Consider the following 24,945-nt stretch of genomic DNA (forward strand, 5'->3'; position numbering starts at 1 on the left):
GGATGAAAATGGCCAGCTGTTTATCTCCTCAGGAACAACAGTGGTGGGAACTTTGGACGAAGAAGCAGGACGTAGATGCTGTCAACCACTTAGTCGAGCGATATGATTATCTTGTAAATTACCACGTACAAAGGATATCTGCCCACCTTCCAAAAAGCGTGAGCAAAGATGATGTCCGCAGCCTGGGCATGTTCGGTCTCTACGATGCGTTGAAGAAGTTCGATCCGACAAGAGATTTGAAATTCGATACCTATGCATCTTTCAGAATCAGGGGCTCCATTATGGACGGTCTCAGAAAAGAGGACTGGCTCCCAAGATCTGTCCGGGACAAAGCTAAGAAGGTGGAACAGACGACAGAAAGGCTGGAGCAGAAACTGCAGCGTCCTCCTACCTCATGGGAGGTGGCTGCAGAGCTTGAGGTCACGCAGGCAGAAGTGGAAGAGATCGTGAAAGACTCTCTTTATGCGAACGTCCTGTCTATGGAAGAAAAACCGAAAGACGGCAGGGAAGATCATAAAGAAGGAATCGGCTACTCCATCCCTGATGAACAGACCCGGACACCACAGGACTCCATTGTACGAAAAGAAAACTTCCAGGAGCTTGCAAAAGAAATACGGCAGTTGAATGAAAAGGAGCAGCTGGTAATCAGTTTGTTTTACCATGAAGAACTGACGTTGACGGAAATTGGTCATGTGTTGGAGCTGACCACGTCCAGAATCTCGCAAATTCATGCGAAAGCAATATATAAACTGCGTCATTCCCTACGGGAGATGATAGAAGCATGACGGAATATCAACAGAATTGACAGGTGATTAGATGACAGGATTTCTATTATCCATAAGCTTCCTGATCGACGGGGTGCTGCTTTATGCTATTTTTATACTGATGAAGCGAGTCAAACAGGCAGGGGAACTGGAAGAGCAGAAGCAAGAGACCGCTTCTGAAATAGACGACCTGTTTACTTCCTATTTAGCAGAGCTGAAAGATGAGAATGAGCGTTTGATGGCATGGGTGGCAAATACTCCGGAACAAAAGCCGGTCACATACACCGATGAGCACCAAGCGAAAGCATCTATTCGGGAGAGTGCTCCGGTTTATACTCCCCCCGTCCCTGTAGAAGGAACAGAAGTTATTTATGAGCGTTCCCTGCAGTCGCAGGTGATCGACATGATGCAGAGCGGCCTTACCATTGAAGAAACAGCCCGGAAATTAGATAGAGGAAAGACCGAAGTGGAGCTGTTGTACAAATGGAGCCAAAAAACTAGCGAAAAAACTTGAACGTCCTCCGCTCTTGTGGTATATTTACTGACGGTGTCAATACACACGCCTTTGGATTCTCCGGTGAGGTTGCTCTTCACAAGAAGAGTTCACTAGAGGAAATGATAGAGGCGGAGGATACTAAAAAAACCTAACAGGAGGAACTAACATGTCAGTAATTTCTATGAAACAGCTGCTAGAAGCTGGTGTTCACTTCGGACACCAAACCCGTCGCTGGAACCCGAAAATGAAGAAATACATCTTCACGGAGCGTAACGGGATTTACATCATCGACCTTCAGAAAACTGTGAAGAAGGTAGACGAGGCATTCAACTACGTGAAAGAGGTCGCTGCTGACGGCGGTAACATTCTTTTCGTAGGTACGAAAAAACAAGCGCAGGACACTGTCCGCGACGAAGCTACTCGTTGTGGCATGTACTACATCAACCAACGTTGGTTGGGTGGAACGCTTACTAACTTCGAAACAATCCGCAAACGTATCTATCGTTTGAAAGATATTGAGCGTATGGAAGAAGACGGTACGTTCGACGTACTTCCTAAAAAAGAAGTTGTCGACATGCTTAAAGAGAAAGATCGTCTTGTTAAATTCCTAGGCGGAATTAAAGAAATGAAGAGCCTTCCGGATGCAATGTTTGTCATTGACCCTCGTAAAGAGCGCATCGCAATCGCTGAAGCTCATAAATTGAATATCCCGGTTGTAGGTATCGTTGATACTAACTGTGACCCAGACGAAATCGATTATGTCATCCCAGCAAACGATGACGCAATCCGTGCCGTTAAATTGTTGACTTCCAAGATGGCAGACGCTGTTCTTGAAGCGAAACAAGGGGAAGAAACAGAAACAACGGAAGAAACAGAAGCTGCAGTAGAAGCTGCTCAAGAGTAAAAAAGGGTCAAAAAGGTGATAAGGGGACGTACCTTTATCACCTTTTTTAAAGAGACTTTCTTTAATATTCCGCCTCTCATCCTTGACCAGGACAGAGAAGCGGCTTCGATTTGTATATTAACAAGGAGGCTTTAACAATGGCTGTAAATGCAAAAATGGTAAAAGAACTTCGTGAAAAAACTGGCGCAGGTATGATGGACTGTAAAAAAGCGCTGACAGAAACTGATGGTGACATGGACAAAGCGATCGAGTGGCTTCGTGAGAAAGGTATCTCCAAAGCTGCTAAGAAAGCAGATCGTATCGCTGCAGAAGGTTCTGCTGCAATTGAAATCCAAGGGAACACGGCTGTTCTTTTCGAAGTGAACTGTGAAACAGACTTCGTAACAAAGAACGACCAGTTCAAAGAGCTTTTGAAAGAACTTGGTCAACACCTGGTTAACCAAAAGCCGGCTACTGTAGAAGAAGCGCTTGAACAGAAACTTCACGGTGATGGAGAAGTTCTTAGCAGCTACATTACAGACCGCGTAGCGAAAATCGGTGAAAAGCTTTCCCTTCGCCGTTTCGTAATCAAAGAAAAAACAGATAACGATGCGTTTGGTGCTTACCTTCACATGGGTGGGAACATCGGTGTCCTTACCGTCCTTGAAGGTTCTACAGACGAAGCGGCAGCTAAAGACGTTGCGATGCACGTAGCGGCTGTAAGTCCTCGTTATGTATCCCGTGATGAAATCCCTGCCGAAGAAGCAGACAAAGAGCGCGAAGTTCTTAAGACTCAGGCGCTTAACGAAGGCAAACCTGCCAACATCGTTGAGAAAATGGTAGAAGGACGCATCAACAAGTTCTTCGAAGAGATCTGCCTGCTCGACCAAAGCTTTGTTAAAGATCCTGACCAGAAAGTGAAACAGTTCGTCGCTTCTACAGGCGGACAAATCACTGGTTTCGATCGTTTCGAAGTAGGAGAAGGTATGGAGAAACGTGAAGAAAACTTTGCTGATGAGGTAATGAGCCAAGTTAAAAAATAAGGATAGTGAAGAGTAGGGGACACTGTCGGTGTTCCCTATTTTCAAACATGCTACATAGTGGCAGATGTGCAAGCAAACAGGAATAGCAAAATTCACGGGAGGTTACTATGACTACAGCTCGTTATCGTCGTATCGTATTAAAATTAAGTGGAGAAGCTTTGAGTGGTAAGGCAGGATTCGGATTGGAGCCGAGCATCATCAAGTCTGTCTCTAGACAAGTGAAAGAAGTAGCGGAACTGGGAGTAGAAGTTGCTGTCGTCGTCGGAGGCGGAAACATCTGGCGCGGAAAAGTCGGTGCAGAAATGGGCATGGATCGTGCGAATGCCGACTATATGGGAATGCTCGCAACGGTTATGAACTCTCTTGCACTGCAGGACAGCCTGGAAAACCTCGGTATTCCGACCCGTGTTCAGACATCTATTGAAATGAGACAGGTAGCCGAGCCATATATTCGCAGAAAAGCGATCCGCCACCTGGAGAAAAAGCGTGTCGTCATTTTCGCTGCGGGTACAGGTAATCCGTATTTCTCTACGGATACGACAGCGGCCTTGAGAGCTGCTGAGATTGAAGCCGACGTCATTCTTATGGCGAAGAATAATGTTGACGGTGTTTACACAGATGATCCAAAACTGAATGAAGATGCTGTCAAGTACGACCAGCTCTCTTACATGGACGTCCTTAACGAAGGGCTTGGAGTCATGGATTCCACTGCATCTTCCCTATGTATGGACAACGATATCGATTTATTGGTATTCTCTATTACAGAAGACGGTAATATCAAAAAGGCCGTAATGGGCGAAAATATTGGAACGATCGTGAGGGGGAAATAATCATGTCTGAAGCCGTGATTAATGAGACAAAACAACAAATGGAGCAGGCGGTACAAGCTTTTTCTCGCCAGTTGGCGACAGTTCGTGCCGGACGCGCCAATCCATCTATCCTTGACAATGTGTATGTGGACTACTACGGAGCTGCGACGCCGTTGAACCAGCTTGCACAAGTATCCGCACCAGAGCCACGTCTGCTTGTCATTACACCATATGATAAGACTGCGATTGCTGAAATTGAGAAAGCAATCCAGAAAGCGGACCTTGGGTTGTCTCCATCCAGTGACGGAAATGTTGTCAGAATTAACATTCCTGCACTGACAGAAGAGCGTCGTAAGGACCTTGCCAAAGTAGTAGGCAAGTACTCGGAAGAATCGAAAGTACAAATTCGTAATATCCGCCGCGATTCCAACGACAAACTGAAGAAACTTGAAAAAGACGGCGAACTCACAGAAGATGATCTTCGATCTTATCAGGAAGATGTCCAAAAGGTAACGGATCAGCACATCGTCAAAATCGATGAGTTGGCCAAAACGAAAGAAGAAGAGATCATGGAAGTTTGATCTTCTTCCTGAACTCATATGCCTTGAGGTGTATAAGCCGCGCTGTAGATGTTTGGCAGCGCGGCTTTCATTTTGTTTCCATCATATAGAACGACATATCGTCGAAATATAGTATATAATAGAAAGATGGAAGAAACGGACTGGAGGATTCAACATGCCAATCAAGTTTCCATTTGCCAAAAGAAAAAAACAACCGAAATCCCAGCCGCTCGGGCTCGATTACGATCATATTCCGGAGCACGTGGCAATCATCATGGATGGAAACGGCCGTTGGGCGAAGAACCGTGGAATGCCGCGAATTGCCGGGCATAAGGAAGGTATGGGAGTAGTGAAACGGATCGTGCGTTATGCGTCCGATATCGGCGTGAAGGTTCTCACTCTGTATGCATTTTCAACTGAAAATTGGAAACGCCCGAAAAAAGAGGTCGATTTCCTGATGAAGCTTCCTGTTGATTTCTTAAATACATATTTGCCTGAACTGATCGAGAGAAATGTCCGGGTCCAGACCATCGGAGATTTTGATGTCCTGCCACCTCATACGAGAAAGGCAGTCAAAGAAGCGATGGAAAAAACAAAGAACAACGATGGACTTATTCTTAACTTTGCACTCAACTACGGCAGCCGCTTTGAAATGGTGCAGGCAGTCAGGCAGATTTCTTCCAAAGTCCAGTCAGGTGAACTGGTCCCGGAAGATATTAATGAAGAGGTTTTCAGTAAGGAGCTTTATACTTCCGACTTGATTGAACCGGACCTCCTGATCCGTACAAGCGGGGAACAGAGGCTTAGTAATTTTCTGCTTTGGCAGCTCGCCTATGCAGAATTTTGGTTTACTGAAGTATATTGGCCTGATTTCAATGAGAGCCATTTTGAGAAAGCTCTCTATGATTTTCAAAATCGTAAACGTCGTTACGGCGGAGTATAAGGTGTGATTAATCTTTATGAAGCAAAGAACCATTACAGCAGTAGTTGCCGCATTGATCTTTATTCCGATCATCATGCTCGGAGGATGGCCGTTCCAGGCGTTCGTGTACATCATTGCGAGTATCGCTTTGCTGGAACTCATACGTATGAAAAAAATCGCTAGATATTCAGTCGCTGCAGGACTTGGTCTCCTGCTTATGTGGGCGCTTATGTTTCCTTATGAAGTGTTTGACGGTATTGTGGCGGATGAGGATTTAATTACGAAGTCCGAAATAACTCTTCTGGCCGTTTTAGTGTTGTTGAGCTACACGGTACTCGTCAAGAACCGCTTCACTTTCGATGATGCCGGATTTCTCCTGCTGTCCGCCATTTACATCGGAATGGGATTTAATTATTTGATCGAAACACAACAGGCGGGACTTGAATATGTGTTTTTCTCCTTGTTTGTTGTTTGGGCGACGGATACAGGTGCTTATCTGTTCGGCCGTTCATTTGGAAAGCACAAGCTCTGGCCGCAGATCAGTCCGAAGAAGACCATTGAAGGATCGATCGGGGGAATCGTACTTGCCTGCATCGTAGCCGTCCTGTTTCAGTGGGTCTATCCACTTGATCATTCTTTGATCGTCATCCTGCTTGTCACGATATTGGTTTCTATTGCAGGACAGATCGGTGATCTGGTCGAATCTGCATTTAAAAGACATTATGCCGTTAAAGATTCCGGGAAAATCCTCCCTGGACATGGAGGCGTGCTTGATCGATTCGACAGTTTAATCTTTATTCTGCCGATCCTCCATTTAATTAATTTCATTACGGTCTAAAGGGGGAGTATGAGAGATGAAACAAATAGCACTGCTCGGGGCGACAGGGTCCATTGGTATTCAAACCCTCGATGTCATCCGACTGCATCCCGACGAGTTCCGTCTGTACGCAATGGCGTTCGGAAGGAATATTGAAAAAGCTTTGCCGCTCATCAAGGAATTCCAGCCTGAAATGATAGTCGTTCAGGATGAAGAGACCAAAGACAAGCTGGAGAAAGAAATAGAAGGTATTTCTGTCCTTTCTGGATCCAAGGGTTTAATTGAAGCCGGTGTAGCCGATGCTGTGGATGTAGTAGTCAATGCCGTCATGGGAAGTGTTGGACTTCCGGCGACGTTGAAAGCCATTCAGGCTCAGAAAGTAATTGCGATTGCCAACAAAGAGACTTTGGTAACAGCCGGTCATTTAGTAATGGCAGAAGCAGAGAAGTACGGCGTTGAACTTCTCCCGGTAGACAGTGAGCATTCTGCCATATACCAGTCCCTGAACGGGGAGAATCCAAAAGATATAAATAAACTGATCATCACCGCTTCCGGTGGGAGCTTCCGGGACCGGACACGTGAAGAATTAAAAGGGGTAACAGTGGAAGACGCCCTCAAGCATCCGAATTGGAGTATGGGAGCTAAAATCACCATTGATTCTGCATCCATGATGAATAAGGGGCTTGAAGTGATCGAAGCACACTGGCTTTTCGGTGTACCTTATGAACAGATTCATGTTATTCTTCATAGAGAAAGCGTCATCCATTCCATGGTGGAATACTCCGATCGAAGCGTGATTGCCCAGCTCGGAACACCGGATATGAAAGTGCCGATCCAGTATGCATTGACATATCCGGAACGGAAAGAGCTTCCGATTACGAAGCCGTTAAACCTTGAAGAGATAGCTGCGCTTCATTTTGAAAAAATGGACTTTGCACGTTTTCCTTGTTTGAAAATGGCGTATGAAGCAGGAGCTTCGGGTGGTTCGATGCCGACGGTGCTTAACGCAGCAAATGAAGAAGCGGTGCAGCTTTTCCTGGAAGGCAAAATATCCTTCCTCGATATTGAGAAATACATTGCACAAGCATTGGAAAACCACACAAGGATTCATAACCCGGACTTGTCTACCATAATTTCTATAGATGAGGAAACGAGAAAGAGCGTCCGTTCTTTTCTTGTATAACGGTTTTAATGGGAAAGGTGTTCGCCTTTCCTGGCTGCTGCAGATTGGAGCCGTAAAGCGGACGAGTCTGCTCGATAACAATGCCATAAAAGAAGGAAGGTGCTTCATTTGACTACCGTGATTGCATTTATACTCATGTTCGGGCTTTTGGTTTTCGTTCATGAGTGGGGGCATCTTATTTTCGCTAAGCGTGCAGGGATGCTCGCCCGTGAATTTGCGATCGGTTTCGGACCCAAGATCTTCGCCTTCACTCGAAACGAAACACTATACACCATTCGGCTGCTGCCGGTCGGTGGGTACGTTCGGGTAGCAGGGGAGGATCCCGAAATTGTTGAATTGAAAGCCGGTCACCATATCGGTCTTGAATTCAACCAGGAAGGAAAAGTGAATCGGATCATCGTTAACAACAAGTCGAAGCATCCACACGCGAGAGTCATCGAAGTGGAAAAAGCAGATCTCGATCATAACCTTCTGATTGAAGGGTATGAAATCGATGAGGACGAGAAACTTTTCTTTGAAGTCGATCCGAAGGCGATGTTCGTCATGGATGAGAAGGAAACGCAGATTGCTCCATACGATCGTCAATTCGCATCCAAAACAGTGCCGCAGAGAGCGATGCAGCTATTCGCCGGTCCTTTAATGAACTTTGTACTAGCCATTATTCTGTTCCTGATCCTTGGATTTGCTCAGGGTGTGCCGTCTGATGAAGCGAAGCTTGGTACCATACAGGACAATTCGCCTGCAGACCAGGCGGGGTTAATGGCTGGTGATCGAGTGACTGCTGTCGACGGACAGTCTGTCGACACGTGGGAAGAATTCACGACGATCATCCGCGAACATCCGGATGAAGAAGTTGCACTTACGCTTCAGAGAAATGACCAAACGCAGGAAGTGAATGTTACTCCTGCTGCGGTAGAGGCGCAGGATATTACCATCGGTCAAGTCGGCGTTTCAAGGGCATTTGAGGATTCTTTCGCTAAGAAGCTGACGTTCGGATTCACGCAGACCTACGAGTGGTCCACGCTTATCCTTACGAATCTCGGAAAGCTTGTAACAGGCCAGTTCTCGCTTGATATGCTCTCCGGACCTGTCGGCATTTATGATGCCACCGACCAGGTCGTCCAGACAGGTTTCACGAATTTCGTCATGTGGACGGCGATCCTTAGTATCAATCTGGGGATTGTCAATCTGCTGCCGCTTCCGGCACTGGATGGCGGACGTCTGTTGTTCGTTGGATTAGAAGGAATCCGAGGAAAGCCGATCGATCCTCAAAAAGAGGGTATGGTCCATTTCATCGGTTTCGCACTATTGTTCCTGCTGATGCTTGTCGTCACCTGGAACGACATTCAACGGTTATTTTTATAGAAAATATGGCTGGAAGCCTTCAGGTACAGGTTGATTCCTAGGCTTCTAGCTTCTTTTATTAATCAAGAACTGAGGTGTCACTATGAGACAAAGTCAAATGTTAATTCCAACGTTGAAAGAAAACCCGGCTGATGCGGATATTAAGAGCCACCAGCTGCTCGTCCGGGCAGGTTACATACGCCAGATTGCATCTGGAATTTACAGTTTCCTACCAATCGGCAAACGTGTATTGAATAAAGTAGAAGCTATCGTACGTGAAGAAATGGAGAAAATCGGTGCTCACGAAATGGCGATGCCCGCTCTTGAGCCGTCTGAATTGTGGAAAGAAAGTGGTCGTTGGACAACCTTCGGGTCTGAGCTGATGCGGATGCATGACCGAAACGGCCGTGAATTTGCGCTGGGTGCCACACACGAGGAAGTAATCACAAGCCTTGTCCGTGATGAGGTGAAAAGTTACAAGCAGCTGCCGCTGACCGTCTTCCAAATTCAAAACAAATTCCGTGATGAAGCACGTCCTCGATTCGGACTGCTTCGCGGCCGTGAATTCTTGATGAAGGATGCTTACTCGTTTAATGAATCGTACGAAAGCCTTGATGAAACGTATGACAAAATGTTTCAGGCTTACTCTAATATTTTCAGCCGTTTAGGCTTGAACTTCCGAGCGGTCATTGCTGACTCTGGAGCAATGGGAGGGAAGGACACGCATGAATTCATGGTGCTGTCGGAAGTAGGGGAAGACGTGATCGCTTATTCCGATACGTCCCGTTATGCAGCGAACATCGAAATGGCACCGGTCGTGACTAAATACGAGAAGTCCAAGGAAGCCTCCAAAGAAATGGAGAAAGTCGAAACACCAGGTAAGAAAACGATGAAGGAAGTCGCGGACTTCCTTGGTCATGATCTCGATAAGGGTATGAAAGCGATCCTTTTCCAAGTGGACGAAGCGTTTGTGATGGTTATTACACGCGGAGATCACGAAGTCAACGATGTGAAGTTGAAAAATCTGTATGACGCCGGTGTCGTAGAACTAGCATCGGAAGAAGATACAAAGCGGCTCCTTGGAACGGGTTTCGGTTCTCTTGGACCGGTTAATGTGCCGGAGGACGTGGATGTTGTAGCAGACTTTGCCGTGGAAGCACTTGTTAATGCTTCTTGTGGGGCAAATGAGGAAGGGTATCATTACACAAACGCAACGCCCGGTGTAGATTTCCAAGTGAAGCAGTATGCAGATCTTCGCTTCATTCAGGAAGGGGATCCTTCCCCGGACGGTGAGGGTTCCATTAAGTTCGCGCGGGGAATCGAGGTTGGTCACGTGTTCAAGCTGGGCGAATTCTACTCGGAACGCATGAACGCGACATTCTTAAATGATCAGGGGAAAGCGAAAACAATGATCATGGGATCATACGGAATCGGTGTCTCCCGGACAGTAGCTGCCATTGTGGAACAATATCATGATGAGCGCGGCATCACTTGGCCGGCCAATATCGCTCCTTACAAAGTTCATCTTTTATCCATGAATCCGAAGAAGCAGGAGCAGAAGGATTTGGCAGAAGAAATTTACGGGATGCTGCTTGAAGCGGGCATCGAGGTCCTATATGATGATCGTAAAGAACGTGCCGGAGTCAAGTTCGCAGACAGTGACCTGTTCGGTGTCCCGCTCAGGATAACGGTAGGAAAGCGTGCTCCTGAAGCAGTGGTTGAACTGAAAGAGCGTGCAACCGGAGAACAGAAGGACTTGGAAACAAATGAAATCATCGACTATGTGAAAAACTGGTATCAGGCATAAGAATCGATTGGAGAACACATACCCTTGCTGCGAGAAACTTTAGCAAGGGTATTTCCATGATGACCTGTGTTCTGTGGAAGAGGAGGAACCCTTATGAGCGTATCCAATCAGGAGAAAATGCACTATCTGCTGGAACAGATCCAATTTCCTCATGATTTGATTGAGCCTCATTTCAAAGACAGCCGTCTCGAAAAAGTGGTCGTTTATCGGGAAAGGAAAGTATGGCACTTTCATTTTCAACTGCCTAAACCGCTGCCGCCGTCTGTCTATGAATTGTTTACGTCCAAACTTACGAGCGCGTTCCGCGCCATTGCAGAGGTTTCCTGGACGATGGAAACGACAGAAAAAGAATTGACACCATCAGACGTTTTGGAATATTGGCAGGCGTTCATCCGTACTCTGAAGAATTTGACGCCTGGTTACAAAGACTTACTTATGGAACAACAGCCTGAGGTTAACGGAAATAAGATTATGTTAACTTGCAGGAATCTTGCAGAAAGCCACGCGGTCCAAAAGAATCTCGAAGAACCGCTGAAGCAGTTCTGTTCCGTCACAGGGCTTCCGCCATATATGCTGTCGACACGTGTGAAAGAGGAGAAGGAACAAATCAAGAAGTTCCAGGAAGAGCGGCAGAAAGAAGACAAAATTCTTGTGCAGCAAGCGGTTAAAGAACAGGAAGAACGCGCAAAAGAGAAGGATGATACAAAACCGAAAGGGCCGCTTGAAATCGGGTATAAGATTCAGGATGATATTGTGATGATGTCGGACATTCTGGAAGAAGAGAGAAAGCTTGCTGTACAGGGGTACGTGTTTGATGTAGAAGTAAAGGAACTTCGCTCAGGTCGACACCTGCTTCTATTGAAAGTTACGGACTACAGTGATTCCTTCTCCATTAAGATGTTCTCCCGCGGCGATGATCATGCAGAAATGTTCAAGCATGTGGAAAAAGGCATGTGGGTAAAGGCCCGGGGAAGTATCCAGACCGATAATTTCACGAATGAATTGACGATGATGGCTAATGACATCAATGAAGTGAAACCAAATCTCCGCAGAGACGAAGCACCAGAAGGGGAGAAACGGATTGAATTGCATGCGCACACGACGATGAGTGCGATGGACGCTCCTGTTGCTCCGTCCCGTCTCGTCAAACAGGCGGCAGATTGGGGGCATGAGGCGGTAGCCATTACGGATCACGCCGTCGTCCAAGCCTACCCGGATGCCTACGCAGCCGGCCAGAAGAACGGCATAAAAATCCTTTACGGTGTGGAGGCGAATCTCGTTGATGACGGGGTGCCCATTGCTTATGAAGCCCAGGACAGGGAGCTCGAAGACGATGTCTATGTCGTTTTTGACGTAGAGACTACCGGACTGTCTGCCGTATATGATCAGATTATTGAGCTTGCAGGAGTGAAAGTGAAGGGCGGAGAGATCATCGATCGCTTTGAGTCCTTTGCAAACCCTCATCACCCGCTGTCTCAAACGACAATCGATTTAACTGGTATTACGGACGATATGGTAAGGGATGCGCCGGAGATCGGGGACGTCCTGAAGGATTTCCATGAGTGGATGGCAGACGATATTCTCGTCGCCCACAACGCAAGTTTCGATATGGGATTCCTAAATGCAGGGTTCAAGCGTATTGATTATGGAAAAGCAAAGAACCCGGTTATCGATACGCTTGAACTTGCCCGTTTTCTTGTTCCAGAACTTAAGAACCACCGTTTAAATACGTTGTGTAAGAAATTTGATATTGAACTTACTCAGCACCACCGTGCGATTTATGATGCCGAGGCGACCGGTTATCTTTTGTGGAAATTGTTAAAACGTGCGTTTGAAAGAGGAATTACCAACCATAAGAACTTAAACGATTATATGGGGGAAGGGAAAGCTTATCAACGTTCCCGGCCTTTTCATTGTACGCTTCTAGCTCAAAACAGTACTGGTCTTAAGAATATTTACAGGCTCGTATCAGAAGCACATGTTAACTATTTTTACCGTGTACCGCGCATCCCCCGTTCTCTATTGTCTAAATATAGAGAGGGGATTTTGATCGGCTCCGGCTGTGATAAAGGTGAGGTGTTTGAAACGATCATGCAGAAGTCGGAGGAAGAGGCAGAGAAGGTTGCCGAATTCTACGACTACATTGAAATCCAGCCTCCAGGAAACTACAATCACCTGATTGAGAAAGATCTCGTTCAGACAGAAGCGCAGGTGCTGGATATTCTTAAGCGTCTCGTCGCTATGGGAGAAAGACTTGGAAAAACGGTCGTCGCTACAGGGAATACCCACTACCTGGAGCCGCATGAAAAGCAGTACCGGCAGATTCTCGTCTCCTCCCAGAACGGAAATCCTTTGAACCGCCAAACTCTTCCTGAAGTCCATTTCAAGACAACCAACGAGATGATAGAAGAATTGTCGTTTCTAGGTAAGGATAAAGCGAAGGAACTGGTCGTCGACAACACCCATAAAGTATCCGGGTTGATTGAAGATGTGAAACCCGTAAAAGATGACCTGTACACCCCGAATATCGAAGGGGCGGAGCAGGAAATCAGGGAGATGTCTTATAACAAAGCCCGCAGCATATACGGCGAACAGATACCGGACCTGATTGTTAAGCGTCTGGAAAAAGAACTCGACAGTATTATCGGTAACGGTTTTGCGGTCATTTATTTGATTTCCCAGAAACTTGTAACGAAATCGCTTGAGGACGGTTATCTAGTGGGATCTCGTGGTTCCGTCGGTTCTTCCTTTGTTGCTACGATGACCGATATTACAGAGGTGAACCCACTCCCGCCTCACTATGTTTGTCCATCCTGTCAATACAATGAATTCTTCACAGATGGTTCTGTGGGGAGTGGATTCGATCTTCCGGAGAAAGAGTGCCCGGAATGTGGTACATCCCTTAAAAAAGACGGTCAGGACATCCCGTTTGAAACGTTCCTTGGTTTCAAAGGGGACAAGGTTCCGGATATTGACTTGAACTTCTCCGGGGAATATCAGCCCCATGCCCACAACTACACGAAAGAGTTGTTTGGTGAGGATAGTGTGTACCGGGCGGGTACGATCGGTACGATTGCGGAGAAGACGGCCTATGGGTACGTGAAAGGCTATGCTGGAGACCATCAGCTTCAATATAAAAATGCAGAGATAGACAGGCTCGTCCAGGGTTGTACAGGTGTCAAAAGGACAAGCGGACAGCACCCCGGCGGGATCATCGTTGTTCCGGATGATATGGAAATTTATGATTTCTCTCCGATCCAGTATCCGGCGGATGATACGAAATCCGAGTGGAGAACGACCCACTTTGACTTCCACTCCATCCACGACAACTTGCTGAAGCTTGATATTCTCGGGCACGATGATCCGACGGTTATCCGCATGCTTCAGGACTTAAGTGGAATCAATCAGAAGGAAATACCTGTCGACGATCCGGAAGTGATGAAGATTTTCAGCGGACCGGAAGCACTTGGTGTAACAGCAGAACAGATCATGTGTAAGACAGGGACGCTGGGAGTACCGGAATTTGGTACACGCTTCGTCCGGCAGATGCTTGAAGATACGAAACCGAAGACGTTTGCCGAGCTAGTTATTATATCAGGTCTGTCCCACGGGACGGATGTATGGCTTGGAAATGCGGAACAGTTGATTAATGACGGTATTTGTACATTGCCGGAAGTTATCGGGTGCCGGGACGATATCATGGTTTATTTGATGCACAAGGGTCTCGATCCATCTCTTGCTTTTAAAATCATGGAGTTTGTCCGTAAAGGACGGGGGCTTCAGGATGAGTGGATCGAAGAGATGAAGAAGCACGGGGTGCCGGACTGGTATATCGACTCCTGTAAAAAGATCAAATACATGTTCCCTAAAGCCCACGCAGCAGCTTATGTCCTGATGGCGGTCCGAATCGCTTACTTCAAGGTTCATTATCCCATTTACTTCTATGCTGCTTACTTTACAGTTAGGGCAAGCGACTTCGAATTGGAAACGATGATGAAAGGAGCGGACGCTATCCGCTCGAGAATTCAGGAGATACAAGGGAAAGGCCTTGACGCAACGCCGAAGGAGAAGAGCTTATTGACTGTTCTTGAGCTTTCCCTTGAGATGGCGGAACGTGGGTATGGGTTTAAGAATGTGGACCTTTACCAATCGAGCGCTACAGACTTTCTAGTAGAAGGAGATTATCTGATCCCGCCATTCAACGCTGTGGACGGACTTGGAACGAATGCCGCGATCAATATTGTAAATGCAAGGAAAGAAGGCGAATTCTTATCCAAACAGGATTTAAGGGAACGCAGCCGTATTTCTAAGACCGTTCTCGAATACTTGGATAACTTTGGCTGTTTGGAAGGGATGCCGGAAGAAAACCAGCTTTCTCTATTCTAATCTTCCTGCTTTGTGAGAGCCCGTGTCATTTTCTTCATGTGTTGCATAAATGAAGCATGTATGATATATTTCTAATGGTGAGAAGAGCGATACGAACGGCGGAAGAGTGGGGAAACCCACTCTTTCGTCATATTCCAGGCTCTTGCTTGTGGTTAAACTTCGATGCATCAGGGGCTTGGATGCCCACGAGACGAACCGCTATGATTTATGTCATAGCGGTTTCTCGTGACATTTTACGTATATGCCTGAACCTGCGTAATGCTTTTTAGTCAACTTAGATAAACGGCTATGAAATCTGCAAATCCATGCAATACTAATAGAAGCAAAGCATTGCAATTGAAGGAGGGAAGAACATGAGTAATCATGTCACATCCGTCACTGAACGTCTCGTTCAGCCTATATTGGATGAAATGAATTTGGAGCTTGTCGACGTGGAATACAAGAAAGAAGGACAGAACTGGTATCTGCGAGTCTTCATTGATAAAGAAGGCGGCATCGACATAGAAGAATGCGGACAAGTATCTGAACAGCTGAGTGAGAAATTGGACGAAGAAGATCCAATTGAAATTCCTTACTTTCTAGAAGTCGCATCACCAGGTGCAGAGCGACCGTTGAAAACGGAAGCCGACTTTAAGAAGTACGTCGGGGAATATGTCTATATGAAACTATACGAACCGATTGATGGAGAGAAAGAATTCGAAGGGACACTTACAGCCTTTGAGGATGGGGTCGCTTCCGTCGAAATCACCATCAAGACGAGAAAGAAACAGTTGGACGTACCATTTGCTAAAATTGCAAAAGCAAATCTGGCTGTCACGTTTAATTAAGGGGGAGAAAACCGTTGAGTAGTGAACTATTTGATGCCATGGATTATCTAGAGAAGGAAAAAGGCATCGACAAAAACCTGTTGCTTGAAGCTTTGGAAGCAGCTTTGATCTCTGCATATAAGAAAAATTTCAATTCTGCAACGAACGTACGTGTGGATATTAATGAGCAGGAAAGTGCCATGAAGGTGCTTGCTCGTAAAGAAATTGTGGAAGAGGTTATGGATCCACAACAGGAGATTTCCTTGGAAGAAGCAAAAGGCATCGATCCTAACTATCAGCTGGAAGATGTTATAGAGCTTGAAGTAACGCCCATGGATTTCGGTCGAATCGCAGCACAGGCTGCGAAGCAGGTGGTAACACAGCGCGTACGGGAAGCAGAACGAGGTATTATTTACGGAGAGTACGTCGATCGCGAAGAAGACGTCATGACGGGTATCATTCAGCGTAAAGACCCGCGTTTTGTTTATGTCAACTTAGGCAAGATCGAAGCCCGTCTCCCTGAGGGAGAGCAGATGCCTACCGAAACTTACGAAGTGCATGACCGCCTCAAGGTGTTCGTCACGAAAGTAGAGAACAGCAACAAGGGTCCTCATATTTATGTGTCAAGAACACACCCAGGACTGCTTAAGCGCCTGTTCGAAATGGAAGTGCCGGAGATCTATGATGGTACGGTCGAAGTTAAATCCGTAGCGCGTGAAGCAGGTGACCGCTCGAAGATCTCCGTTTATGCAGAAGATCAGGAAATCGATCCGGTCGGTTCTTGTGTCGGTCAGCGTGGACAGCGTGTACAGGCAATCGTCAATGAGCTGAAGGGTGAAAAGATCGACATCGTGCAGTGGTCCGAAGATCCTGTAGAATACGTATCCAACGCTCTCAGTCCATCTAAGGTTATCGAAGTCCTCGTAAATGAAGAGGATAAAGCAACGACCGTTATCGTTCCGGATTATCAACTTTCCCTGGCAATCGGTAAGCGCGGGCAGAACGCACGCCTGGCAGCCAAGTTGACAGGATGGAAAATTGATATAAAGAGTGAGAGTGAAGCGCTTGAACAGGGAATCCTGACTAAAGCTTCCTCTGAAGGTGAAGACGCATCTGACCTTGACGAAGATTTGTTTGAAGAATAAGGAGGGGTGGTACGATGACCCATTCCAAGAAACAACCCATGAGAAAGTGCGTCGTGACACAGGAAATGGTGCCGAAACAACAGTTGATCCGGATTGTCCGCAATAAAGAGGGAGAAATTTTTGTTGATGATACCGGTAAGAAGAACGGCCGAGGCGCCTATTTAACGAAAGATCTCGACGTCATAGCAAAGGCGGAAAAGGGCCAGGTGCTCAACCGCCATCTGAAAGCAGATGTCGATGCCGGCATTTATCAACAACTTAAAGATATAGTGCAGGCAGAACGAGCATGAACAAGCCATATTTGAACTTGCTCGGCATGGCCATGAGAGCCGGTAAATGTACGCTTGGCGAGGAATCCATCGTCCGTGATATCCAGAAAAGACGGGCGAAACTGGTTCTCATTGCAGAAGACATCGGCCCGCAAACGAAAAAGAAGCTCACAGACAAGTGCAGCTTTTATGAAATACCTTGTTATACCGTGGACGATCGCCAAACATTGTCCCAGGCCATCGGAAAGACAGGGAGAGTCGCGATCGCAGTTCTAGAGAAAGGATTCGCTGAGAAATTGCAATCGCTGCTCGATGAATCCATTCGGGGGTGAAAGATTTATGAGTAAAATTCGCGTATACGAATATGCAAAGAAAAATGAACTATCAAGCAAGCAGGTAATTGAGAAACTGCAGAATCTAAATATAGAAGTGAACAACCATATGTCCACATTAGAAGATGGAGCTGCAGAAAAGCTGGATAAGGCTTTCGGCAAAGGGCAGAAAGCTAACAGCTCTAAAGGAAACGCTCCGAAGAACAACAGCAAGAAGCCGAATAATAACAACAAAAACCAGCGTAACAAAGGTCAAAAGCCGGCGCCACAGCAGCAGAGGAAGCCTAAGAAACAGATGCCTGAGAAGATTACGTTCGCAGGCAGCCTGACTGTAGGGGAACTTGCTGATAAACTGAACAAAGATTCTTCTGAAATCATCAAAAAACTTATGTTCCTTGGCGTCATGGCTACGAAAAACCAGGAATTGGACGCGGATACAATTGAGCTTATCTGTACAGAATTTGATGTCGAAGTGGAAGAAGAAATCATCGTTGATGAAACAGATATCGAGAACATGACGTTTGACGATGCACCTGAAGACTTGAAAGAGCGCCCGGCGGTTGTAACGATCATGGGTCACGTTGACCACGGTAAAACGACGCTTCTGGATCAGATTCGTAATACGAAGGTAACCGAAGGCGAAGCCGGAGGAATCACGCAGCACATTGGTGCTTACCAAATTGAAGAAAACGATAAGAAAATTACGTTCCTTGATACCCCTGGTCACGCTGCGTTTACAAGTATGCGTTCCCGCGGTGCACAGGTAACTGACATTGCGATTCTCGTCGTAGCAGCTGATGATGGAGTTATGCCTCAAACAAAAGAAGCAATCAGCCATGCGAAAGCGGCGGAAGTACCAATCATCGTAGCTGTGAACAAGATGGACAAAGAAGGTGCTAATCCTGAGCGCGTGATGCAGGAATTGATGGAATATGAACTCATCGCCGAAGATTTCGGTGGAGAGACGATCTTCGTGAAGATGTCTGCCGTTAAAGGTGAAGGAATCGATGATCTCCTGGAAATGATCGTACTTGTTTCCGAGATGGAAGAATTAAAAGCAAACCCTGAACGTCCGGCATATGGTACTGTAATTGAAGCGGAACTTGACAAAGGCCGTGGGCCGGTTGCGACCCTTCTTGTACAGAACGGTACCCTTAACGTAAGTGACTCTATCGTTGTAGGTAATACGTGGGGACGTGTACGTGCCATGGTCAACGATATCGGCCGCCGAGTTAAAGTTGCTGGTCCATCGACACCTGTTGAAATTACCGGTTTGAACAACGTACCGCAGGCCGGCGACCGCTTCCTGGTTTTTGACGATGAGAAGAAAGCCCGCTCCGTAGGGGAAGCTCGTGCACAAAGACAGCTGGAGGAAAATCGTTCCGCTACAGCTAAAGTCAGCCTTGATGATTTGTTTGAACAGATCAAGCAGGGAGATGTCAAAGAAATCAATTTGATCGTCAAAGGGGACGTGCAAGGTTCTGTCGAAGCACTTGCAGGTTCCTTGGAGAAGATCGAAGTGGAAGGCGTCAAAGTTAAGATCATTCACACAGGTGTAGGTGCAATTACAGAGTCCGATGTGACACTTGCATCCGCATCCAATGCCATCATTATTGGTTTCAATGTCCGTCCAGACGGGAATGCTAGAAAAGCAGCGGAGTCCGAGGATGTAGAAATCCGTCTGCACAATATCATTTACAAAGTGATGGAAGAAATTGAATCAGCGATGAAAGGTATGCTTGATCCGGAGTACGAAGAAAAAATTATCGGTCAGGTGGAAGTTCGTGAAATCTTCAAAGTGTCTAAAATCGGTACAATCGCCGGTTCTTATGTCACAGATGGTAAGATTACACGCCATTCCGGTATCCGCGTCATCCGTGACGGTGTCGTCATTTATGAAGGTGAAATCGATGCATTGAAACGTTTTAAAGATGATGCAAAAGAAGTAGCCCAAGGATATGAGTGTGGAATTACGGTCAAGAATTTCAACGACATTAAAGTCGGAGACATTATTGAACCATACGAAATGCAGGAAATTGAGCGCGCATGATTATAAGCGCAGAAGTGGATGCTTTTATCTATGATGCGCAGTCCTTGAAAGAGAAGCGTGCCGTATTGAAGAGGATTCAGACGAGGCTTCATAATGAGTTTAACATCGCTGTCAGTGAACTGGAGTTCCAGGATCTCTGGCAGCGGACCCGCCTCGGTCTTGTTACGATTGCGAGCAGTAAGAAGGTCGCAGAACAGACGATGCAGCAGGCTCTCTCTTTCATTGATTCATTCCCAGAGATCGAACGTACAGAGACGAATCTGGAATGGCTTTGATGTTTGTGTAGAAGAGGTGAATAAAGATGAACGATTTACGAGCAAGCCGCGTCGGTGAGCAGATGAAAAAAGAGATGAGTGACATCATCTCTAAGAAAATCAAAGATCCGCGCGTAGGCTTTGTAACCGTCACCGAAGTCAAAGTGACGGGTGATTTGCAACAGGCAAAAGTATATATTTCCGTATTGGGAGACGAAAAACAACGGCATGATACCCTTGTTGGCTTAGCAAAAGCGAAAGGCTTCATCCGTTCTGAAATTGGTCAGAGAATTCGACTCCGTAAAACGCCGGAGATCATGTTTGAATTCGATGAAGCGATTGAACGCGGGAATCGTATTGAAACACTCCTCCGTGATTTGGATGATACGGAAAGCTGATAATGGAATCCGTGCTTGTTTAAGCACGGATTTTATCTGTTCTTTTTAATTTCAGGATGGAGGTGGAAGCTATGGATGGAATCTTACCATTATGGAAACCTAAAGGGTTTACATCTCATGACTGCGTCAGTAAAGCGCGTGGTATGTTGAGAATGAAGAAAATCGGCCACACAGGTACGCTTGATCCGGATGTCGAAGGTGTCCTGCCATTGTGCGTTGGAAAGGCGACGAAAATTGTTCCGTTTCTGACGGACACCGACAAAGTATACGAAGCCGTAGTGACCTTGGGGTATTCGACAGATACAGAGGATGCCGGAGGGAATCAGGTGGAAACGCTCAGCGTGGACAAACCGGTGGATAAAACACAAATTAAAGAGACACTTCGGTCTTTCGAAGGAAGAATTACTCAGACTCCTCCGATGTACTCGGCGGTTAAAGTAAACGGCAGGCGGCTCTACGAATACGCAAGAGAAGGAAAAGTTATCGAACGGCCGACGCGTCATGTGACCATTAAGGAAATTGCGCTTACGTCGGTAGATGAATCTGTTCAGAACGGTACTTTCTCGTTCTCCTTCCGCGCTGTATGCTCAAAAGGTACATACATCCGGACTCTCTGCGTGGATATAGGGAAAGCACTCGGATTTCCTGCTCATATGTCTTCTCTGGTACGTACGAAGACAGGAGGCATTGAGAAAGGGGACTGCTACACCTTCGATCAGCTGCAAGAGGCAGCAGATGAAGGAAGAATCAGTGAATTTCTGCTTCCGCTTCAACGGGGCCTTACCCATCTTCCTGTTCTTGAAGTGACAGAAGCAGAGCAGGCAATGATTGCGAACGGAAGAGTACTGGAGGAGCCGGACAATTTCTCAGAAGACGTTTTTGTAGTCTCCCGTTTGGATACGGCGCTGGCCATTTATCAGAAACATCCGGAGAAACCTGGAAAGATCAAGCCTGTCCGGGTATTCTGAAAGAATAGGAAGCAACAATTACAGTAAAGCGCAGGTGAGTTAATGGAAACGTTTCATTTATCGCAGTCATCGCCTGTAGATCCTTTGGAGATCGAGCCGAATGTAACGGCCGTCGGTTTTTTTGACGGTATTCACAAGGGTCATCAGAAGGTTATAAAAGCCGCGGGTAGGAAGGCAGACGAACTTGGTTTGAAGCGAGCGGTCATGACATTTGATCCTCATCCGTCGGTCGTATTGAAAAACAGCGGAAAAAAGGCAAGGTATATCACACCCCTTGGAGAGAAGAAAGCAATCCTTAAAGAAATGGGCATCGACTACCTATTCGTCGTCCGCTTCGACAAGGGGCTCGCTTCTTTGTCTCCACAAGATTTTGTTGAGCACTATTTTGTAGGACTGCATGTAAAACACGTCGTAGCCGGGTTTGATTTTACTTATGGATATAAAGGCGCGGGATCTATGCGTACACTTCCTGACGATGCCAGGGGCCGGTTGACTCATACAGTCATTGAGAAAGTGGAGAAGGATCAAGAGAAAGTCAGCTCCACGCGGATTCGGAAGCTGTTGGATACAGGGGAGGTCAGTGAAGTAGAACGGCTGCTCGGAAGACCCTTCTATATCACAGGGAAAGTTGTCTCCGGTGAAAAACGGAGCAGAACCAGTGGTTATCCGACCGCAGACATACAGGTGGATGAGAGCTTTTACCTTCCGAAACCGGGAGTGTACGCCGTTTCGATCCGTCTTAAAGGGAAGAAGCTGTTGGGTATGGCGAATTTAGAGCAGAAACCGATGTTTTATGATACCCAGCATGTAAGTCTGGAAGTGCATGCTTTTGATTTTCGTGGAGACTGGTACGGTGAATGTCTTGCGGTGTGCTTCCATCAGCGGATCCGCAGCGAGCGTAACTTTTCTGATACGGAGGAGATTGCGGGCCAGCGGAAGCAGGACGAAGCTGAGGTTCGTACATTTTTTAAGAGGAATTGACGGTTTCCCTTGCATTTCACCTGAAAAAAATGTAGTCTTTACTATGGAACCTTCGCTTGGCGGAACGTAGCTCCGACGTCCGCTCGGGGATAGGGAATTCTTAACTATTTATAGGAGGTGTAGCTATAATGGCTATCACAAAACAACGTAAACAAGAACTAATCAATGAGTACAAAACTCATGACAATGACACTGGTTCTCCAGAAGTACAAATCGCTGTACTTACTGAGCAAATCACGACATTGAACGATCACCTGCGTACACACAAGCAGGACCACCACTCTCGCCGTGGATTGCTTAAAATGGTAGGTAAGCGTCGTAACCTATTGAACTACCTACGTAATAAAGACATTACACGTTACCGTGAGTTAATCAAGAGCCTTGGCTTGCGTCGTTAATGGATGGGAAAAAGCGGGAGTATTCCCGCTTTTTCTGTATGTTTACATACAGAAGGGTGTAAACTGTTCATAGCCCCTTAAGTTGAAAATGAGAGTTATTGAGAGGAGTTAAGTTCTTTATGGCAGAAGAAAAACAAGTGTTTTCCATAGATGTCGCCGGTCGTACATTTTCTGTAGAAATCGGTGAATTGGCAAAACAGGCAAATGGTGCGGCACTCGTCCATTACGGTGATACGACAGTCCTGTCTACTGCGACGGGATCCAAAGAGCCGAAGGACCTTCCGTTCTTCCCATTGACTGTGAACTACGAAGAGCGTCTATACGCTGTTGGTAAGATCCCTGGAGGTTTCATTAAACGGGAAGGACGTCCGAGTGACAAAGCAGTCCTTGCATCCCGCTTGATTGACCGTCCAATCCGCCCGCTGTTTCCAGAGGGTTTCCGTAATGATGTACAGGTTATCAGTTCTGTAATGAGTGTCGATCAGGACTGTTCTTCTGAAATGGCAGCGATGCTCGGTTCTTCGATTTCCCTTGGAATTTCCAATATTCCATTTGGCGGGCCGATCGCAGGAGTGATCGTCGGTCGAGTCGATGGAGAATTCGTCATCAACCCGACTATCGAACAACAGGAGAAAAGTGATATCGATTTAACGGTTGCCGGTACGAAAGATGCGATCAACATGGTTGAAGCCGGTGCGGATGAGGTTGCAGAAGAAGATATGCTTGAAGCAATCATGTTCGGACACGAGGAAATCAAACGTCTGGTAGCATTCCAGGAAGAGATCATTGCAGCGGTCGGCCGTGAGAAAATGGACGTCCAGTTGTTTGACTTAGACGCCGAGCTTAAGAGCAAGGTGGAAGAACAGGCGAAGGATACCATTATACAAGCAATTAAGACGGAAGAGAAGAAAGCCCGTGAGGAAGCAATCGATCAGGCTAAGACAGAAATTCTATCCATCTATGAAGAGCAGGAAGCCGATGAAGATACCTTAAAACAGGTTGCATCGATCCTTGAACATATGGTGAAGACAGAAGTTCGCCGTCTAATTACAAAAGATAAAATCCGTCCGGACGGGCGTGGGGTGGACGAAATCCGTCCGTTGACTTCCCGTGTTGGACTGCTCCCACGGACACACGGTTCCGGATTGTTCACGCGCGGCCAGACACAGGCGCTGAGCGTGGCGACATTAGGGGCACTTGGTGATGTACAGATTCTGGACGGGCTTGACCTTGAAGAATCCAAACGGTTTATGCACCACTACAACTTCCCTAAATTCTCCGTGGGTGAAACAGGACCAATTCGTGGCCCGGGACGACGGGAAATCGGTCATGGTGCACTTGGTGAGCGGGCGTTGGAGAAGGTTATCCCTTCCGAGAAAGACTTCCCGTACACCATCCGCCTCGTATCTGAAGTACTTGAATCCAACGGTTCTACGTCTCAGGCAAGTATTTGTGCAAGTACGCTTGCTATGATGGATGCAGGTGTTCCAATTAAGGCACCAGTGGCAGGTATCGCGATGGGCCTTGTCAAATCAGGCGATGACTATACCATTTTGACAGATATCCAGGGCATGGAAGACGCGCTCGGCGATATGGACTTCAAAGTTGCCGGAACAGCCAAAGGTGTGACAGCCCTGCAAATGGATATTAAAATTGAAGGGTTGTCGAGAGAAATTCTTGACGAAGCTCTCGCTCAGGCGAAAAAAGGCAGAATGGAGATCCTGAACCATATGCTTCAAACAATGCCGGAAACTCGCGGTGAACTTTCTGAGCACGCACCGAAGATCATGACGATGAAGATTAATCCTGATAAGATCCGTGACGTTATAGGACCAAGCGGGAAACAGATTAACCAAATCATTGATGATACCGGAGTGAAGATTGATATCGAGCAGGATGGTACGGTATTCATCTCATCCACCGATGCAGGAATGAACGCAACGGCACGTAAAATCATTGAAGATATCGTCCGTGAAGTGGAAGTCGGAGAAGTCTACGACGGTAAAGTGAAGCGCATCGAGAAATTCGGAGCCTTCGTTGAATTGTTCAAAGGTAAAGAAGGACTTGTCCATATTTCAGAAATGGCGGAAGAAAGAATTGGTAAGGTGGAAGATATCGTATCTCTTGGAGACACCATCCGTGTCAAAGTTAAGGAAATCGATAGTCAGAAACGAATCAACCTTTCCCGTAAAGCCGTTTTGATCGACGAGAAAAAAGATGAAGAAGCGAATGTAAATAAATAATAGTGAGAAGAAGAGCTGGCCCGCCAGTCTCTTTTTTTCCTTTAACAAACAAGTCTAACGTACTCGCATGGATCATATACTGTCTCT

At 46.5% G+C, this 24,945-nt stretch carries 23 protein-coding genes; all 23 read left to right on the top strand.

What is annotated here, in order from left to right; translation table 11 throughout:
* Positions 1 to 8 precede the first annotated feature (8 nt).
* The 23 genes from AXG56_RS04525 to pnp all read left to right on the top strand — a co-directional run bounded on the left by AXG56_RS04525 (position 9) and on the right by pnp (position 24,858).
* On the top strand, positions 9 to 785 hold the full coding sequence (locus tag AXG56_RS04525; RefSeq protein WP_008639590.1) for a FliA/WhiG family RNA polymerase sigma factor: 777 nt from the start codon (positions 9 to 11) through the stop codon (positions 783 to 785).
* A gap of 31 nt (positions 786 to 816) precedes the next feature.
* Positions 817 to 1,278: a hypothetical protein gene (locus tag AXG56_RS04530; RefSeq protein ID WP_008639592.1), complete on the top strand. Its 462-nt coding sequence runs from the start codon at positions 817 to 819 to the stop codon at positions 1,276 to 1,278.
* A gap of 148 nt (positions 1,279 to 1,426) precedes the next feature.
* Entirely contained in the window at positions 1,427 to 2,164 is a 738-nt protein-coding gene (gene rpsB, locus AXG56_RS04535) for a 30S ribosomal protein S2 (protein WP_008639593.1), read from the top strand.
* A 137-nt stretch (positions 2,165 to 2,301) separates the two neighbouring features.
* Entirely contained in the window at positions 2,302 to 3,186 is an 885-nt protein-coding gene (gene tsf / locus AXG56_RS04540; protein ID WP_008639595.1) for a translation elongation factor Ts, read from the top strand.
* Positions 3,187 to 3,293: 107 nt separating this feature from the next.
* Positions 3,294 to 4,016, top strand: coding sequence for a UMP kinase (pyrH, locus tag AXG56_RS04545; RefSeq protein WP_008639597.1), 723 nt, complete (start codon positions 3,294 to 3,296; stop codon positions 4,014 to 4,016).
* Between the two features lie 2 nt (positions 4,017 to 4,018).
* A complete protein-coding gene (gene frr, locus AXG56_RS04550) occupies positions 4,019 to 4,576 on the top strand; it encodes a ribosome recycling factor (RefSeq protein WP_008639599.1) in 558 nt (185 codons plus the stop codon).
* A 154-nt stretch (positions 4,577 to 4,730) separates the two neighbouring features.
* Positions 4,731 to 5,498 carry an isoprenyl transferase gene (locus tag AXG56_RS04555; protein WP_026577457.1) on the top strand — a complete coding sequence of 256 codons (768 nt, stop codon included), beginning with the start codon at positions 4,731 to 4,733 and terminating at the stop codon, positions 5,496 to 5,498.
* A 16-nt stretch (positions 5,499 to 5,514) separates the two neighbouring features.
* Positions 5,515 to 6,315: a phosphatidate cytidylyltransferase gene (locus AXG56_RS04560; protein WP_008639604.1), complete on the top strand. Its 801-nt coding sequence runs from the start codon at positions 5,515 to 5,517 to the stop codon at positions 6,313 to 6,315.
* Between the two features lie 16 nt (positions 6,316 to 6,331).
* Positions 6,332 to 7,477, top strand: coding sequence for a 1-deoxy-D-xylulose-5-phosphate reductoisomerase (gene dxr / locus AXG56_RS04565; RefSeq protein ID WP_062513411.1), 1,146 nt, complete (start codon positions 6,332 to 6,334; stop codon positions 7,475 to 7,477).
* A 108-nt stretch (positions 7,478 to 7,585) separates the two neighbouring features.
* Positions 7,586 to 8,842: an RIP metalloprotease RseP gene (gene rseP, locus AXG56_RS04570; RefSeq protein WP_026577456.1), complete on the top strand. Its 1,257-nt coding sequence runs from the start codon at positions 7,586 to 7,588 to the stop codon at positions 8,840 to 8,842.
* Between the two features lie 82 nt (positions 8,843 to 8,924).
* Positions 8,925 to 10,628, top strand: coding sequence for a proline--tRNA ligase (locus AXG56_RS04575; protein WP_026577455.1), 1,704 nt, complete (start codon positions 8,925 to 8,927; stop codon positions 10,626 to 10,628).
* 93 nt (positions 10,629 to 10,721) lie between these two features.
* Positions 10,722 to 15,014 carry a PolC-type DNA polymerase III gene (locus AXG56_RS04580; protein WP_062513413.1) on the top strand — a complete coding sequence of 1,431 codons (4,293 nt, stop codon included), beginning with the start codon at positions 10,722 to 10,724 and terminating at the stop codon, positions 15,012 to 15,014.
* A gap of 353 nt (positions 15,015 to 15,367) precedes the next feature.
* Positions 15,368 to 15,841, top strand: a complete 474-nt coding sequence (rimP, locus tag AXG56_RS04585; RefSeq protein ID WP_008639614.1) for a ribosome maturation factor RimP — start codon at positions 15,368 to 15,370, stop codon at positions 15,839 to 15,841.
* Between the two features lie 14 nt (positions 15,842 to 15,855).
* Complete coding sequence (nusA, locus tag AXG56_RS04590; protein WP_062513415.1) at positions 15,856 to 16,965, top strand: transcription termination factor NusA; 1,110 nt, start codon at positions 15,856 to 15,858, stop codon at positions 16,963 to 16,965.
* Positions 16,966 to 16,979: 14 nt separating this feature from the next.
* A complete protein-coding gene (rnpM, locus tag AXG56_RS04595) occupies positions 16,980 to 17,255 on the top strand; it encodes an RNase P modulator RnpM (RefSeq protein ID WP_008639618.1) in 276 nt (91 codons plus the stop codon).
* Complete coding sequence (locus AXG56_RS04600; protein WP_008639620.1) at positions 17,252 to 17,566, top strand: YlxQ family RNA-binding protein; 315 nt, start codon at positions 17,252 to 17,254, stop codon at positions 17,564 to 17,566. The genes rnpM and AXG56_RS04600 overlap by 4 nt, the downstream gene beginning before the upstream one ends.
* A 7-nt stretch (positions 17,567 to 17,573) precedes the next feature.
* Positions 17,574 to 19,616, top strand: coding sequence for a translation initiation factor IF-2 (infB, locus tag AXG56_RS04605; RefSeq protein ID WP_008639622.1), 2,043 nt, complete (start codon positions 17,574 to 17,576; stop codon positions 19,614 to 19,616).
* The gene (locus AXG56_RS04610) at positions 19,613 to 19,891 is read left to right on the top strand and encodes a DUF503 domain-containing protein (protein WP_008639623.1); all 279 of its coding nucleotides are present in this window, start codon (positions 19,613 to 19,615) and stop codon (positions 19,889 to 19,891) included. The genes infB and AXG56_RS04610 overlap by 4 nt, the downstream gene beginning before the upstream one ends.
* 26 nt (positions 19,892 to 19,917) lie before the next feature.
* Positions 19,918 to 20,268: a 30S ribosome-binding factor RbfA gene (gene rbfA / locus AXG56_RS04615; protein WP_008639624.1), complete on the top strand. Its 351-nt coding sequence runs from the start codon at positions 19,918 to 19,920 to the stop codon at positions 20,266 to 20,268.
* A gap of 71 nt (positions 20,269 to 20,339) precedes the next feature.
* Positions 20,340 to 21,236, top strand: coding sequence for a tRNA pseudouridine(55) synthase TruB (gene truB / locus AXG56_RS04620; RefSeq protein WP_008639625.1), 897 nt, complete (start codon positions 20,340 to 20,342; stop codon positions 21,234 to 21,236).
* A 42-nt stretch (positions 21,237 to 21,278) separates the two neighbouring features.
* Complete coding sequence (ribF, locus tag AXG56_RS04625) at positions 21,279 to 22,217, top strand: riboflavin biosynthesis protein RibF (protein ID WP_062513417.1); 939 nt, start codon at positions 21,279 to 21,281, stop codon at positions 22,215 to 22,217.
* A gap of 128 nt (positions 22,218 to 22,345) precedes the next feature.
* The gene (rpsO, locus tag AXG56_RS04630; RefSeq protein WP_008639627.1) at positions 22,346 to 22,615 is read left to right on the top strand and encodes a 30S ribosomal protein S15; all 270 of its coding nucleotides are present in this window, start codon (positions 22,346 to 22,348) and stop codon (positions 22,613 to 22,615) included.
* 119 nt (positions 22,616 to 22,734) lie between these two features.
* On the top strand, positions 22,735 to 24,858 hold the full coding sequence (gene pnp / locus AXG56_RS04635; RefSeq protein WP_062513419.1) for a polyribonucleotide nucleotidyltransferase: 2,124 nt from the start codon (positions 22,735 to 22,737) through the stop codon (positions 24,856 to 24,858).
* Positions 24,859 to 24,945: the final 87 nt, after the last annotated feature.

Origin of the sequence: Halobacillus sp. KGW1 (assembly GCF_001592845.1) — a bacterium.
Taxonomy (GTDB): domain Bacteria; phylum Bacillota; class Bacilli; order Bacillales; family Halobacillaceae; genus Halobacillus.

Bases quoted from the DNA above. Each gene is read 5' to 3' on its own strand.
- AXG56_RS04525 (WP_008639590.1), top strand. From the start codon at position 9: ATGGCCAGCTGTTTATCTCCTCAGGAACAACAGTGGTGGGAACTTTGG.
- AXG56_RS04530 (WP_008639592.1), top strand. From the start codon at position 817: ATGACAGGATTTCTATTATCCATAAGCTTCCTGATCGACGGGGTGCTG.
- rpsB (WP_008639593.1), top strand. From the start codon at position 1,427: ATGTCAGTAATTTCTATGAAACAGCTGCTAGAAGCTGGTGTTCACTTC.
- tsf (WP_008639595.1), top strand. From the start codon at position 2,302: ATGGCTGTAAATGCAAAAATGGTAAAAGAACTTCGTGAAAAAACTGGC.
- pyrH (WP_008639597.1), top strand. From the start codon at position 3,294: ATGACTACAGCTCGTTATCGTCGTATCGTATTAAAATTAAGTGGAGAA.
- frr (WP_008639599.1), top strand. From the start codon at position 4,019: ATGTCTGAAGCCGTGATTAATGAGACAAAACAACAAATGGAGCAGGCG.
- AXG56_RS04555 (WP_026577457.1), top strand. From the start codon at position 4,731: ATGCCAATCAAGTTTCCATTTGCCAAAAGAAAAAAACAACCGAAATCC.
- AXG56_RS04560 (WP_008639604.1), top strand. From the start codon at position 5,515: ATGAAGCAAAGAACCATTACAGCAGTAGTTGCCGCATTGATCTTTATT.
- dxr (WP_062513411.1), top strand. From the start codon at position 6,332: ATGAAACAAATAGCACTGCTCGGGGCGACAGGGTCCATTGGTATTCAA.
- AXG56_RS04575 (WP_026577455.1), top strand. From the start codon at position 8,925: ATGAGACAAAGTCAAATGTTAATTCCAACGTTGAAAGAAAACCCGGCT.
- AXG56_RS04580 (WP_062513413.1), top strand. From the start codon at position 10,722: ATGAGCGTATCCAATCAGGAGAAAATGCACTATCTGCTGGAACAGATC.
- rimP (WP_008639614.1), top strand. From the start codon at position 15,368: ATGAGTAATCATGTCACATCCGTCACTGAACGTCTCGTTCAGCCTATA.
- rnpM (WP_008639618.1), top strand. From the start codon at position 16,980: ATGACCCATTCCAAGAAACAACCCATGAGAAAGTGCGTCGTGACACAG.
- AXG56_RS04600 (WP_008639620.1), top strand. From the start codon at position 17,252: ATGAACAAGCCATATTTGAACTTGCTCGGCATGGCCATGAGAGCCGGT.
- infB (WP_008639622.1), top strand. From the start codon at position 17,574: ATGAGTAAAATTCGCGTATACGAATATGCAAAGAAAAATGAACTATCA.
- AXG56_RS04610 (WP_008639623.1), top strand. From the start codon at position 19,613: ATGATTATAAGCGCAGAAGTGGATGCTTTTATCTATGATGCGCAGTCC.
- rbfA (WP_008639624.1), top strand. From the start codon at position 19,918: ATGAACGATTTACGAGCAAGCCGCGTCGGTGAGCAGATGAAAAAAGAG.
- truB (WP_008639625.1), top strand. From the start codon at position 20,340: ATGGATGGAATCTTACCATTATGGAAACCTAAAGGGTTTACATCTCAT.
- ribF (WP_062513417.1), top strand. From the start codon at position 21,279: ATGGAAACGTTTCATTTATCGCAGTCATCGCCTGTAGATCCTTTGGAG.
- rpsO (WP_008639627.1), top strand. From the start codon at position 22,346: ATGGCTATCACAAAACAACGTAAACAAGAACTAATCAATGAGTACAAA.
- pnp (WP_062513419.1), top strand. From the start codon at position 22,735: ATGGCAGAAGAAAAACAAGTGTTTTCCATAGATGTCGCCGGTCGTACA.